A 13,533-nucleotide genomic window follows, 5' to 3' on the forward strand; every position below is an offset into this window, starting at 1 on the left:
GATATTTGGTCAACAAACTCCCCGGGTTCGGAGGTGGGCGTGGCGGACGACCGGTTGCAGGGCCTCGGCATGCTGGCCTCCGCGCTCGCGGGCCGACCGGTGACCGTGGCCGAACTGCGACCCGGCGAACCCCCGTGGACGGACGGCCGGACGATCTACGTCGACGCGGCCTGGCGGGCCCGCAAGAGGATCGAAGCGGTTGCCGTGCAGGCGTCGATGATCGCGGCAGGCAGCCTCGACCCCGATGCGGTGCGCCCGCTGGTCCGCCACCCCCGACTGGCCAAGCGCTACCTGGCCATCGAGGCCCACCGTGCGCTGGTCGCCAACGCCGACGTGCTTCCGGGCATCCTGGCGTTGTTGGGCGACCGCGAGATCGCCTGTCGCACTTGCTCGCCCGCCGCCTCGCTGAGCCTCGCGACGGGACGGGCGGCGATCGACGGCCCGGCGGCCGAATTCGGCGTGATCCGCGCGGCGAAGGTGCTGGCCGCGTCCCGCGCGGCCGACCGCGCGGACCGGGCGAATCCCGAGCACGTTGGGCGGCGCGGGGGCGCGGGCGAACTGGAGGAGCTCGACGACGGCGCGGTCGACGACTCCGACGATCCGGACCTGTTCACCAGCCCCGTCGGCGGGGGAGGCTTCATCGGCAAGTGGTTGAAGAGGCTGCTGTCTTCCGCCCGCAAGACCGGCCGCGGCGGGGGGCCTCCCGGCGCGGACACCCCCACGCACCGCACGAACTCGGGAATCGCTGGCGCGCATGCCGTCTCATCGCTCGTGTCGGCCTCGAGCGAGGACATCGACGACGAACCGACGGCGGCCGCGGACGGCGTGCGGTACCCGGAATGGGATGCCGCGCGCAGGAGCTACCGGCCCGCGTGGTGCACGGTGCGCGAGGTCGAGCCGACGATCAAGGCCTCGGCGACCCAGCAGATCGAGGCCGCCATCGGCGTGCGGCGGCCGCTTTCGCGGCTCGGCATGGGCTTGCACCGCCGGCGCCGGCAGCCGCAGGGCGACGACATCGACATCGACGCCGCGGTGGAGGCCCGCGTCGAGGTGCGGGCCGGGTCGATCCCCGACGAGGCGGTCTACCTGGACAGCCTGCGCCGGCGCAGGGACCTGTCGGTGCTGCTGCTTCTCGACGTGTCGGGCTCCGCGGCCGAGCCCGGAACGGCCGGGCGCACGGTGCATCAGCAACAGCGCGCGGCCGTCGCGAACCTCACCGTCGCCCTGCACGATCTGGGTGACCGCGTCGCGCTGTACGCGTACTACTCGCAGGGCCGGCGGGCGGTCAGCATGATTCCGGTCAAACGGTTCGACGATCACCTCGACTCGCACGTCATCCGGCGGCTGAACAGCCTGGAACCCGGCGCCTACTCGCGTCTCGGTGCGGCCATCCGGCACGGGTCGACGGTCCTGGAAGCGCGCGGCGGCACGTCACGACGGCTGTTGGTGGTGCTGTCCGACGGACTCGCCTACGACCACGGATACGAACGCGCCTACGGCGCCGCCGACGCGCGCCGCGCCCTGACCGAGGCCCGCAGGCGGGGGACCGGCTGCGTGTGCTTGACGATCGGCGCGGGCACCGACGTGCGGTCGCTGCGCAGAGTGTTCGGCAGCGCGGCGCATGCGACGGTCGCGCGCCCGGATCGACTCGCCGGGGTGATCGGCCCGCTGTTCCGGTCCGCGCTGCGCTCGGCGGAGGTTCGGCGGCGCGCGCGACCATTGAAACAAACATCTGTTCCGGATAGGCTCGCGTCGACAGGAGGGAAGCCATGGCCAGCGGGAGCGGGCTCGCTCACCGGAACGGCATGACCCCCGAGGCGGACGGCGTGCGGCCCTACTACCAGGCGATCGGCAATGAGGAGGCCGTCTTCAAGGCCGCCTACCGCCAGGGGCTGGCCCTGGTTCTGAAGGGCCCGACCGGTTGCGGCAAGACGCGCTTCGTCGAGGCGATGGCCCACGACCTCGGCCGGCCGCTCATCACCGTCGCCTGCCATGACGACCTCACCACCGCGGACCTGGTCGGCCGGTATCTGCTGCGCGGCGACGAGACTGTGTGGGTGGACGGCCCGCTGACCCGGGCCGTGCGCGAGGGCGCGATCTGCTACCTGGACGAGGTGGTGGAGGCCCGGCAGGACACCACCGTGGTGCTGCACCCGCTCTCGGATCACCGGCGGCAGCTGCCCCTCGAGCGGCTCGGCGTCACGCTGGATGCCGCGCCGGGGTTCGGCCTGGTGGTGTCCTACAACCCCGGCTATCAGAGCGTGCTCAAGGACCTCAAGGATTCGACGCGCCAGCGGATGGTCGCCATCGAATTCGGCTTTCCCGCAGCCGACGTCGAAGAGCGGATCGTTGCGCACGAGGCGCGCGTCGACGGTGCCACCGCCGCCGAGCTGGTGCGCCTGGGGCATGCCATCCGCCGGCTGGAAACCGGCGGGCTGCGTGAGGTCGCCTCGACCCGCGTGCTGATCGCGGCGGGCCGGCTGGTCGCCGAGGGCCTGACCATGCGGGAGGCCGCCCGGGCGGCGATCGCCGGGCCGCTCACCGACGACGCGGCGGTCGGCAAAGCGCTGGGCGAGATGATCGAGATCTACCTCGGCGCGGCGGGTGAGTGATTGACGCTGCCTAGCCGCGCGGCTAGTGTCTGAACAAATATTAGGTTTCTGATCCGGAGGCCGGATGTCCTACGAAAGCAGCGCCGAACCCATCAAGGTGGGCTACCTGATGGACTTCGCCCTCCCGCCGGGCTTTCCCGGGGAGTTGATGGCGAGCTTCACCCGGTGCTTCGACCTCGTCTTCGAGGAAGCCCGCGAACAGGGCCTGATCGATCGCCCGGTGCAAATGATCTACCGCGAGGTGGAGGGGTTGCCCAAGGGATCGGTCAAGTCGGTGATCGATGCCTTCGGGGAGCTGGTCGACGAGGGCTGCCTAGTGGTATTCGGGCCGCACATCACCGACAACTGCGTGCCCGCCCGCGAGGCGATCGAGGAGCGATTCAAGATCCCCGCGATCAGCGTCACCGGCACCGACGACTGGTTGGGCGAATGGACGTTCGCCTTCCCGCAAGGCTCGATGACCGACGAGCCGATCTTCATCGCGGACCTCGTCGCCAAACGCGGGCTCGCCGAGGTCGGGGTCCTCGTCGAGCAGAACCTGATCGGCGAGAGCTACCTGAAGAATCTCCGAAGCGCCTGCCGGCGCAAGGGCATTCGCATCGTTGCGGAGGCGGCGATCGCGCAGACCGCGCAGGACATCAACGAGGCCGTGCGCACGCTGCACGACGCAAAGGCCGAAGCGATAGTGCACCTGGGCTTCGGCTTCGGGATCGTGTTCATCAACCCCGCGCTGCAGGCCGTCGATTGGGACCCGCCGCGCTTCACCACCACGGCCTTCCAGAACGCCTGGGTGAACCCGGTCATGTGGGAAGCCTTCATGGGCTGGGTCGGGGTCGACCAGTACGACGAGGGCAACCGAGTCGGCCAGGGTTTTCTCGATCGTTACGCCGCCAAGTACGACGGCAGCCGTCCCGAATATTGCGTGCTGGTGGTCAACCATGACGTCGCCGCCACACTCGCGCGCGCCTTCGCCGACGCGCACCCCCTCAGCCCGCGCGGCGTCAAGGAGGCGCTTGAGCGTGTGAAGATGATGCCCGCCGCCTCGGGCGCGGCCGGCACCCGGGTGTCGTTCGGCAAGTGGACTCGGCGCGCCTGGATGGGCGCCGGCTATCTGGTGGCCCGAACCCTCGATGCCGACGGCGTCAACTCGCACCTGGTCGATCGTTTCGGAGAGGACGGCTGACGTCATGGCGACGGAACAGTCCACACCTCTGAAAACGGAGGATCCCCCGCGGCGGACAGGCAGGCGCGGATGGGGCGGCTGGATCGCGGGCGCCGCGCTGGCGGCGTTCGCGCTCTTCTTCATCGCGAATTGCCGCGTCGCCCTCGACCCGCGCGTCGCCAACCCGAACGTGCAAGGGCGGCCTCGCCCGGTGAAGTTCCTCTTCGGCCTGGATTACATTGCCTTCCTGCAGATCTCGACCGTCGTCATGCTGCTGGTGCTGCTGGTGGTGTTCATCAGGGGCTGGCGCCGCAATCCGGGCAGTCCGGTGATGCTGATGTTCTTGTGCACCACGCTGATCGTGTGGCAGGACCCGATCATGAACTGGGCGCCGTTCGCGGTGTACAACCCCGATCTGATCCACTGGCCGGAGTCGTGGCCTCTGGTGTCGTTGTCGCCGACCGTCGAACCGTTTGTGGTATTCGGTTACGTCACTTTCTATTTCGGTCCGTACTTCCCGGCGATCTGGATCCTGCGCAAACTGCAGGCGCGCAAGGGGCCCGAGGCCTTCGTGTCGCGGCACCCGCTGGTCAGCCTGGGCGTGCTGACCTGCGCCATCGGCTTCGTGTTCGATGCGTGGCTGGAGATCCAGCTGGTCCACATGGGCATGTACATCTACTCGCAGGTGATTCCGTGGGGCTCGGTGTTCACCGGCACGACGTTCCAATTCCCGCTGATCTGGGAGTCCTTCTCGGTGACGTTCGTGATGGTGCCCGCGGCGATCCTGTGCTATCGCGACGACACCGGTAAGTCGGTGGCGGAAAAGCTTGCGGCGAAGGCGAGGATCTTCCCGGGCCACCCGGTGCTCGGCACGTTCCTGGTGATGTTCACCATCATCAACGTGTCCTATTTCGCCTACGGGGCATGGTTCGCCGTCATCAAAGCCACCAAGGCTGCGACCTCGGTCGCGTGCCCGTGGCCGTACCCGGAGGCCAAGGTCTATGACCCGCAAGGGTTTTACGAAAAGGCCGGCGCCCAGGGCCCGTACTCGGTCGGCATCTGGTCGACGTGGATGAGCGGGCAGCCGAACGGGCGGCCCCACGTCGAACCGCCACCGCCCGGGGTGGGCGCGTGTGCGAGCAAGAATGGCTGAGCCGCGCACAGTCGTCGTCACCGGTGCGTCGCGCGGACTGGGGTTCGCGTCGGCGCTGCGGCTGTATCGCGAAGGATGGCGCGTGGTCGCGGCGATGCGCACGCCCGACCGGGGAATGGCGTTGCTGCGCAGGGCCATCGGATCAGCGGGAGCCGGTGCGGACGACGATCGATTGATCGGCGTCCAGCTCGACCTGACGGACGCCGCGTCGATCTCCGCGGCGGCCAAGGCGATTGAGGAGGCCGTGGGCGCGCCCTACGCGCTGGTGCACAACGCGGGCATCTCCGCCGCCGGCGTGGTGGAGGAGACCGACATGGCGCTGTGGCAGCGCATGTTCGCCACCAGCGTCCTGGGCCCGGTCGCGCTCACTCAGGCCCTGCTCCCCTCGATGCGGGCGGCGGGCGAGGGCCGAATCGTGTTGGTGTCCAGCGCGGCCGGCGTGCGCGGGCAGCCGGCCACCGCCCCGTACTCGGCGGCCAAGGGAGCGCTGGAGCGGTGGGGTGAATCCATGGCCTGCGAGATCGCGCCCTTCGGTCTCGGTGTCACCGTCCTGGTGGCCGGCACGTACGACACCGATATCATCACCGACGCGGGCACCACCGATAATCGCAATTTCGGCGGCCCCTACGCCCGGATCCACACCACGATGAACACTCGCGGGCGCTTCGCCATGAAGCTGGCCCGGCCGCCCGAGCGGTTCACCGACGGCCTGCTCAAGGCGCTGGGCGACCGGGGCCCGTTCCGTCGCCGTGGGGTCGGCCCGGACGCCTCGATGCTGTTGGCCGCCAACCGGATTCTCCCGGCATCAGGCATGCACCATGTGTCGCGGATCGTGCTCGGCATTCCGCCACAGGGCTCGATGCGGGGCGGGGCGTGGCCGTTGACGACCGCCCAAAAGGCGATGGTGCTCGTCGCCCGCATTCTTCCGCAGGCGGTGCTGCAGCGCCTGGCCGCACGACGTCAAGGATCTTGAGGAGCACCGATGGAACAGCTTTTCGACGACCTGGCGGACTTCGGCGCCTTCGACGACGCGATATCCGGTGACGTGCGTGACCCGTACACCGAACTGGCGCGGCTGCGCCGCGAGGAACCGGTCCAGCGACTCGAGACGTCGGGAGCGCTTCCGCACGAGGAGTCGCTGCCGATGTTCATCGTGCATCGCCACGAGGATATCCAGCAGATGCTGCGCGACAACGAGACGTTCTCGTCGGCGGCCGTCATCGCCGCGTTCGGCCCGGTGCTTGGCGAAGGCGTGATGCTCGGGATGGACGAACCGATCCACGGCCGGCTGCGCTCGCTGGTGTCAAAGGCGTTCTCGCAGAAGTCATTGGCGCGCTGGCAGGACGAGTTGGTCGGCCGCGTGGCCAATAAGCTGATCGACGACTTCGCGCCCAACGGCAAGGCAGATCTGGTGAAGGAGTTCACCTTCGACTACCCGAGCCAGATCATCGCGGGCCTGCTGGGCTTACCGGAGAACGACTACCCGCAGTTCCAGCGGTGGTCGATTTCGCTGCTGAGCTGGCTGATGAACCCGGAGCGGGGGCTCGCCGCCTCGGCCGCGCTGTGCGACTACTTCGCCCCGATACTCGAAGCCCGCCGCGTCGAGCCGCAGGACGACCTGATCAGCGCGCTCGGCGCGGCCGAGATCGACGGGGAGAAGCTGGCGGACGAGGAGATCTTCTCGTTCCTTCGGCTGCTGCTGCCCGCCGGCGTGGAGACGACCTACCGGGCCCTGGGGAGCCTGCTCTTCGGGCTGCTGTCGGATCCGGCGCAATTGGACGCCATCCGCGCGGACCGGTCGCTGCTGCCGCAGGCCATCGAGGAAGGGGTGCGGTGGGAACCGCCGCTGCTGACCATCACCCGGGTGGCGACCCGCGATACCGAACTCGGCGGGGTCGCGATCCCGGCCGGTGCGACAGTGATGCCGATGCTGGGCTCGGCGAATCGCCAAGAAGATCGCTATCCCGAGCCGGATACGTTCGACATCCACCGGACGCAAAAGCCGAATCTCGCGTGGGGCCACGGCGTGCACGTCTGCCTCGGCATGCACCTGGCCCGCCTCGAGATGCGCACCGCGGTCAACCTTCTGCTCGACCGGCTGCCGAATCTCCGGCTGGACCCCGACGGGGACGACCCTCACATTCGCGGGCAGGTCTTCCGGTCGCCGACCGCGCTACCGGTGCTTTTCGATCCCCGGTAGCGGTTGCACCTTGCCAATCGGCTAGTTTCCGGTAAGGCTCTCCATAGCCCCTCCGCGACTCAGAAGAGAGTGACAGTTATGACCGAGGCTGTAAAGGTTCGTTTCGAGCCGAAGATGATGATCGACGGCAAGCTCGTCGACGGCCAGGCCGGCACCTTCACCAACATCAACCCCGCCACCGAGGAGGCACTCGGGGAGGTCGCCGACGCGTCGAAGGAGGACATGCACCGCGCCATCGACGCCGCGCGGCGCGCCTTCGACGAGACCGACTGGTCGACCAACCGCGAGCTGCGCAAGCGCTGCCTGCTGCAGCTGCACGAGGCGATCGAATCGGAGAAGGAAGAGCTGCGCGAGGAGCTCATCCTCGAGGTCGGCTCCCCCCGCGCGATCACGTTCGGCCCCCAGCTCGACGCCCCGCTGGAAGACGGATTGCGCTACCCCGCCCGGCTGATCGACGAGTACGCCTGGGAAACCGACCTGGGCGACAAGGTGATCAGCCTGACCGGAACGCTGACCACCCGCAAGGTCTGGCGCGAGCCGGTGGGCGTGGTCGGCGCGATCGTGCCGTGGAACTTCCCGTTCGAGGTCACCATCAACAAGCTCGGCCAGGCGCTGGGGACCGGCAACACCGTGGTTCTCAAGCCGGCGCCCAACACGCCGTTCAACGCGACCCGGCTCGGCCGGCTCATCGCCGAGAAGACCGACATTCCCGCGGGCGTCGTCAACGTCGTCACCGCGTCGGATCACTTCGTGGGCGAGGAGCTCACGCTCTCGCCGAAGGTCGACCTGATCTCGTTCACCGGGTCGACCGTGGTCGGGCAGCGGATCATGGAAAAGGGCGCCGCGACGATGAAGCGGCTGTTCTTGGAGCTCGGCGGTAAGTCGGCCACCATCGTCTTGGAGGACGCCGATTTCGGGGCGGCGTGCGCGATCGGCATCGCGCCGTGCATGCACGCCGGGCAGGGCTGCGCGAACCCCACCCGCATGCTGTTGCCGCGCTCGCGCTACGACGAGGGTGTGGAGATTCTGAAGAGCATCTACGAGAACGTCACGTGCGGCGACCCGCAGGACCCCGGAACGCTGTGCGGCCCGGTGATTTCGGAGGTGCAGCGCAACCGGGTGATGGGCTACATCCGCAAGGGCGTCGAGGAAGGCGCCACCGCGCTGGTCGGCGGACCGGATGCGCCCACCGGCTTCGACAAGGGATTCTTCGTTCGGCCAACGCTTTTCACCGGCGTCGACAACTCGATGACGATCGCGCAGGAGGAGATCTTCGGCCCGGTGTTGGCCGTCATCCCGTTCGACGACGAGGAGGACGCGATCCGGATCGCCAACGACAGCAGGTACGGGCTGGCGGGCAACGTGATGTCGGGCTCGCTGGAGCGCTCGCTGGCGGTAGCCCGCCGGATCCGGGCCGGCTTCATGGGCGTCAACGGCGGCGCCCCCTACGCCGCCGACACCCCGTTCGGCGGCTACAAGTACAGCGGGGTGGGCCGCCAGAACGGCGTGGTCGGGTTCGACCAGTACACCGAAGTCAAGTCGGTGGGGTACCCCGCCGGGTAGGTCCGCGCCGCGAGCGTGCGCGTCTGCACCGCGACACGCCGCGCGGAGCGACATTCTGCGCACGCTCGCCGGCGGCTGCCCGCACCCCGGCCTCGGCCCGTCCAACCCCTTGGTTGACAATCGACGCAAGACCCACACGTCAAAGGAGACCCCACCATGGCTGAAGCCGTCATCGTCGAGGCTGTCCGCTCACCGCTCGGCAAGCGCAACGGAGGCCTGTCGGGCGTGCACCCGGCCGACCTGTCCGCGCAGGTGCTCAACGGGCTGGTCGACAAGGCCGGTATCGACCCGGGAATCGTCGATGACGTCATCTGGGGCTGCGTGATGCAGGCCGGTGAACAGGCCCTCGACATCGGCCGCACCGCGCTGCTGGCCGCCGGCTGGCCCGAGACCGTGCCCGGCGTGACCGTCGACCGCCAGTGCGGGTCGAGCCAGCAGTCCATCCACTTCGCCGCGGCGGGCGTGGTCGCCGGACACTACGACGTCGTGGTCGCCGGCGGTGTCGAGTCGATGTCGCGCACCCCGATGGGCTCGTCGCTGGCCGGTGGCGGCAACCCCTACCCGCAGGCTTTCAAGGACCGCTATCACAAGACGCCCAACCAGGGCCTCGGTGCCGAGATGATCGCCGAGCAGTGGGGCTTCGACCGCACCGCGCTCGACGAGTTTTCGCTGGTATCACACGAAAAGGCCGCTGCGGCACAGGATTCGGGCGCGTTCGACGACCAGATCGTGGGCATCAAAGATCAGGACGGCAACGTGGTGCTCAAGGACGAGGGCATCCGCCGCGGCACCACGATGGAGAAGATGGCGTCGCTGAAGCCGGCCTTCAAGGAGGACGGGGTGATCCACGCCGGCAACTCCTCGCAGATCACCGACGGCTCGGCGGCACTCTTGTTCATGTCGGCGGAGAAGGCGAAGGAACTAGGCCTCACGCCAATCGCCAAGGTGCACACCGCTGTACTGGCGGGCGCCGACCCGGTGATCATGCTGACGGCGCCCATCCCGGCGACGCAGAAGGCGCTCAAGAAGTCCGGCCTCTCGATCGGCGACATCGGGGCGTACGAGGTCAACGAGGCTTTCGCGCCCGTGCCGCTGGCGTGGCTGAAGGACATCGGGGCCGACGAGAAGAAGCTCAACCCCCACGGTGGCGCCATCGCGCTGGGCCACCCGCTCGGCGGATCGGGGGCGCGGTTGATGACGACGCTGCTGTACCACATGCGGGACAAGGGAATTCGCTACGGCCTGCAGACGATGTGCGAGGGCGGCGGCCAGGCCAACGCCACCATCGTGGAACTGTTGTGAGCCAAGGGGACAACGGCCAACCGGGAGCGCTCGTCGAGCGCCGCGGCAACGTGATGGTGATCACCATCAACCGGCCGGAGGCCCGCAACGCGGTCAACGCGGCCGTCAGCATCGCCGTCGGGGACGCGCTCGAGGAAGCCCAGCACGACCCCGACGTAAGGGCGGTGGTGATCACCGGCGCCGGCGACAAGTCGTTTTGCGCCGGCGCCGACCTGAAGGCCATCTCGCGCCGGGAGAACCTGTATCACCCCGATCACGGCGAGTGGGGCTTTGCCGGCTACGTGCATCACTTCATCGACAAGCCCACGATCGCGGCGGTCAACGGCACCGCGTTGGGCGGTGGCACCGAGCTCGCGCTGGCCAGCGACCTGGTGGTCGCCGATGAGCGGGCCAAGTTCGGGTTGCCGGAGGTCAAGCGCGGGCTGATCGCGGCCGCCGGTGGCGTCTTCCGGATCATGGACCAGCTGCCCCGCAAGGTGGCGATGGAGCTGTTGATGACCGGCGAGCCGATCACCGCGGCCGACGCCCTCGGCTGGGGCCTGATCAACCGGGTCGTCGGCCCGGGGGAGGTGCTCGACGCCGCGCTGGCGCTGGCCGCGCGGGTGACGGCCAACGCGCCGCTGTCGGTGCAGGCCAGCAAGCGCATCGCCTACGGCGTCGACGACGGCGTCATCACCGGCGACGAGCCGGGCTGGGAGCGGACCGTGCGCGAGATGCGCGTCCTGATCAGGTCCGAGGACGCCAAGGAGGGACCCCTCGCGTTCGCCGAGAAGCGGGAACCGGTCTGGCAGGCGCGCTAGAGAGTGTTACGCGAGCAGACGCAAAAGCCCCCGACACGCCGAGGCGTGGGGGGCTTTTGCGTCTGCTCGCGGTACCTGCGTCAGTGGGCCAGAACGTTCACGGCCCGGCCGAACACGGCGGGCAGCGTCGCCGACGCCGGCACGATGGCGCGCCGCAGCAGCGGCGGCGCGCTGGCCAGCACCAGCCCCCGGGTGAGCAGCCGGTAATTGCGGGTGACCCGATGCCACGCGGCCTCGTACGACGACGGCGCATCGCGGGCGATGGCGTCCACCGCCGCGGCCGCCTGCTTGACCGCGAGGCTGATGCCCTCGCCGGTCAGCGCGTCCTCGTAGCCGGCGGCGTCGCCGACCAGCAGCACCCGCCCCGCGACTCGACGGGACACCACCTGACGCAGCGGGCCGCAGCCGCGGGCCTGCCCGCGCGGTGCGCCCTCCAGGTGACGGGCCAGCCACGGGAACCAGGCCAGGTCGGGCCGCCCGCCGGACAGGATCGCCACGCCGACCAGATCGGGCTCCACCGGCGTCACGTACGCCTCACCCCGGCGGGACCAGTGCACCTCGACGAACTCCGACCACGCCGGCACCTTGAAGTGCCACCGCACGCCGTGGCGGCGCGGCGTTCCCGCGGTGGCTTTGATGCCGACGGCGCGCCGCACCGCCGAGTGCAGCCCGTCGGCGCCCACCAACCATCTCGCGCGCACGCCCGCGGCGGTCACGCCGTGCGCGTCCTGCTCGACGCTGGTCACCCGCGCCCGAATCCATTCGGTGTCTTCCTCTTTGGCCCGCGCCGCCAGCGCGGCGTGCAACGTGGTGCGCCGCACGCCCCGGCCCGGCCCTCCGCGAAACAGCGCCTCCGCCCGCCGACGCTCGCTGACATAGGCGATGCCGCGAAACGGCATGCCGGCCGGGTCCACCCCGAGCGACGTCAGCTCGGCCAAGCCGCCGGGCATCAGCCCCTCACCGCACGCCTTGTCGACGGGACCCTCCCGCGGCTCCGCGACGATCACCGAAAGCCCGAGCCGCCGAGCGTGTAACGCGGTCGCGAGGCCCCCGGGGCCGCCGCCGACGATCAGCAGATCGGTGTCGTAGGTCATGACGTGTAGCCCAGGGCCGAATTCTCCACGTGCAGACGCACCCCGAGCAGCGCCGCGTTGGCCAGCGTGAAGACGGCCGCGGTCAGCCACGCCGTGTGCACCAGCGGCAGCGCGAACCCTTCGGCCACCACCGCGACGTAGTTGGGGTGGTGCAGCCACCGGTAGGGGCCCTGCCGCACCAACGGGGCATCCGGCAGCACGATCACCCGGGTGTTCCACCGCGGCCCCAGCGTCGTGATGCACCACCAGCGCAGCACCTGGCTCAGCGCCGCGATGGCCAGCATCGGCCAGCCCAGCCACGGAAGGAACGGCCGGTGCAGCGCCCACGGCTCGATGAGGCAGCCGAGCAGCAGCGCGGTGTGCAGGACGACCATCACGGGGTAGTGCGACTGGCCAACTTCCTTGGCGCCCTGGGCAAAAGACCACTGCGCGTTGCGTTTGGACACCACCAGCTCCGCGACCCGCTCGATGGCGACCGCAAGGATCAGCAGGTAATACATAGCTCTATCCGGCCCTACCAGCTCAGCAGGACGAATTCGGCGGAGAAGCCCGGTCCCATCGCGATCATCAGCCCGATCGAACCCGGCGACGGTGGGTCGGCCATGGTGGCGTGCAGTATATCAAGTACCGAAACCGACGAGAGGTTTCCGTTGTTGCGCAACGAGTTTCTGGTGACCGCGAGCGCATCCGGCGGCAGCTCCAACACGGCTTCGACCGCGTCGATCACCTTCGGGCCGGCGGCGTGCAACAACCACGTCGAGACGTCCGTGGTGGCCAGCCCGTGGTCGGCCAGGAACGCGCGGATGTCGTCGCCCACGAACTTCTCGACGATGGTCGAGATCTCGGCGGACAGCACGATTCCGAACCCGTTGCTGCCGATGTTCCAGCCCAGCACGTCCTCGGTGTCCGGGTAGGTCCGGCTGCGGGTGGCCAGCACCTTCGGCCCCGCCGCTGCCCGGTCGGCCCCGGTCGCGACGACGACGCCGGCGCCGTCCCCAAACAGGCTGGAAGCGACCAGGTTTGGGATCGAATTGTCCTGCCGCTGCACGGTCAGCGAGCACAGCTCGACCGCCAGCAGCGCCGCCACCTCGTCGGGAAACGCGCGCAGATAGTCGTGCACGCGGGCCATGCCGGCCGCACCGGCCACACAACCCAGGCCGAACAGCGGGATGCGTTTGACGTCCGGGCGCAACCCGATCCGCGTCGCCAGCCGCGCCTCCAGCGACGGCACGGACAACCCGGTCACCGTCGTCGAGAAGACGGCGTCGACCTCCGACGGCTCGATCTTCGCCTGGTCAAGCGCGTCGAGCATCGCCTGCTCGGCCAGGTCGAGGGCGATTTCGATGTAGGCGTCGTTCGCCTCGGTGAAGCCGCTCAGCTTGCCGTACCGCGACAGCGGCAGCGCGATGTTCCTGAACTCCACCCCGCTGCTGAGCGCGAAACGCCGGAACTCCGGACCGGCGAAGTCGGTCAGCGCCCCGATGGTTTCGTCCTGCGTGTAGCGGTTCGGTGGGAATGTGACGGCGACGCCCGCGATGGACGGGTCCGCTGTTGGTTGTTTGGTGCTCAGGCGTGTGGAACTGCCCCCGGTGATCTCCTCCATGTGGGGGTCACGGTGCGGACGGCGCATCGGTTCAAAAGTCTGGC

12 protein-coding genes are annotated in these 13,533 nt (G+C 69.2%); 9 read left to right on the forward strand and 3 right to left on the reverse strand.

The features are described from left to right. The first annotated feature begins 69 nt into the window (after positions 1 to 69). The 9 genes from A5696_RS01145 (at position 70) to A5696_RS01185 (ending at position 10,792) form a co-directional block, all read left to right on the forward strand. On the forward strand, positions 70 to 1,809 hold the full coding sequence (locus A5696_RS01145) for a nitric oxide reductase activation protein NorD (protein ID WP_082968870.1): 1,740 nt from the start codon (positions 70 to 72) through the stop codon (positions 1,807 to 1,809). Then, positions 1,770 to 2,612, forward strand: coding sequence for a CbbQ/NirQ/NorQ/GpvN family protein (locus A5696_RS01150; RefSeq protein WP_067872086.1), 843 nt, complete (start codon positions 1,770 to 1,772; stop codon positions 2,610 to 2,612). The genes A5696_RS01145 and A5696_RS01150 overlap by 40 nt, the downstream gene beginning before the upstream one ends. A gap of 64 nt (positions 2,613 to 2,676) precedes the next feature. Continuing rightward, entirely contained in the window at positions 2,677 to 3,795 is a 1,119-nt protein-coding gene (locus tag A5696_RS01155; protein WP_067872090.1) for an ABC transporter substrate-binding protein, read from the forward strand. Positions 3,796 to 3,799: 4 nt separating this feature from the next. Further along, positions 3,800 to 4,927, forward strand: a complete 1,128-nt coding sequence (locus tag A5696_RS01160; protein WP_067872093.1) for a spirocyclase AveC family protein — start codon at positions 3,800 to 3,802, stop codon at positions 4,925 to 4,927. Beyond that, positions 4,920 to 5,900, forward strand: a complete 981-nt coding sequence (locus tag A5696_RS01165) for an SDR family oxidoreductase (protein WP_067872096.1) — start codon at positions 4,920 to 4,922, stop codon at positions 5,898 to 5,900. Before A5696_RS01160 ends, A5696_RS01165 begins: the two co-directional genes overlap by 8 nt. A 9-nt stretch (positions 5,901 to 5,909) precedes the next feature. After that, positions 5,910 to 7,127 carry a cytochrome P450 gene (locus A5696_RS01170; protein WP_067872099.1) on the forward strand — a complete coding sequence of 406 codons (1,218 nt, stop codon included), beginning with the start codon at positions 5,910 to 5,912 and terminating at the stop codon, positions 7,125 to 7,127. 78 nt (positions 7,128 to 7,205) lie between these two features. Beyond that, the gene (locus tag A5696_RS01175; RefSeq protein ID WP_067872102.1) at positions 7,206 to 8,690 is read left to right on the forward strand and encodes an aldehyde dehydrogenase family protein; all 1,485 of its coding nucleotides are present in this window, start codon (positions 7,206 to 7,208) and stop codon (positions 8,688 to 8,690) included. 156 nt (positions 8,691 to 8,846) lie between these two features. Continuing rightward, positions 8,847 to 9,992: a thiolase family protein gene (locus A5696_RS01180; protein ID WP_067872104.1), complete on the forward strand. Its 1,146-nt coding sequence runs from the start codon at positions 8,847 to 8,849 to the stop codon at positions 9,990 to 9,992. Next, entirely contained in the window at positions 9,989 to 10,792 is an 804-nt protein-coding gene (locus tag A5696_RS01185; protein WP_255380884.1) for a crotonase/enoyl-CoA hydratase family protein, read from the forward strand. Before A5696_RS01180 ends, A5696_RS01185 begins: the two co-directional genes overlap by 4 nt. A gap of 80 nt (positions 10,793 to 10,872) precedes the next feature. Here the strand turns inward: A5696_RS01185 and A5696_RS01190 are convergent, their stop codons facing one another. Genes A5696_RS01190 through A5696_RS01200 form a run of 3 tightly spaced genes read right to left on the reverse strand, consistent with a single transcriptional unit; the run spans position 10,873 to position 13,489 of the window. Continuing rightward, on the reverse strand, positions 10,873 to 11,886 hold the full coding sequence (locus A5696_RS01190) for an NAD(P)/FAD-dependent oxidoreductase (RefSeq protein WP_067872107.1): 1,014 nt from the start codon (positions 11,884 to 11,886) through the stop codon (positions 10,873 to 10,875). Further along, positions 11,883 to 12,386 (reverse strand): isoprenylcysteine carboxyl methyltransferase family protein, encoded by a 504-nt coding sequence (locus A5696_RS01195; protein WP_067872111.1) that lies wholly within the window; start codon positions 12,384 to 12,386, stop codon positions 11,883 to 11,885. The genes A5696_RS01190 and A5696_RS01195 overlap by 4 nt, the downstream gene beginning before the upstream one ends. Before the next feature lie 14 nt (positions 12,387 to 12,400). After that, the gene (locus A5696_RS01200) at positions 12,401 to 13,489 is read right to left on the reverse strand and encodes a type III polyketide synthase (protein WP_067872114.1); all 1,089 of its coding nucleotides are present in this window, start codon (positions 13,487 to 13,489) and stop codon (positions 12,401 to 12,403) included. Positions 13,490 to 13,533: the final 44 nt, after the last annotated feature.

Source organism: Mycobacterium sp. E2699 (assembly GCF_001666745.1).
In the GTDB taxonomy this organism is placed as follows: domain Bacteria; phylum Actinomycetota; class Actinomycetes; order Mycobacteriales; family Mycobacteriaceae; genus Mycobacterium.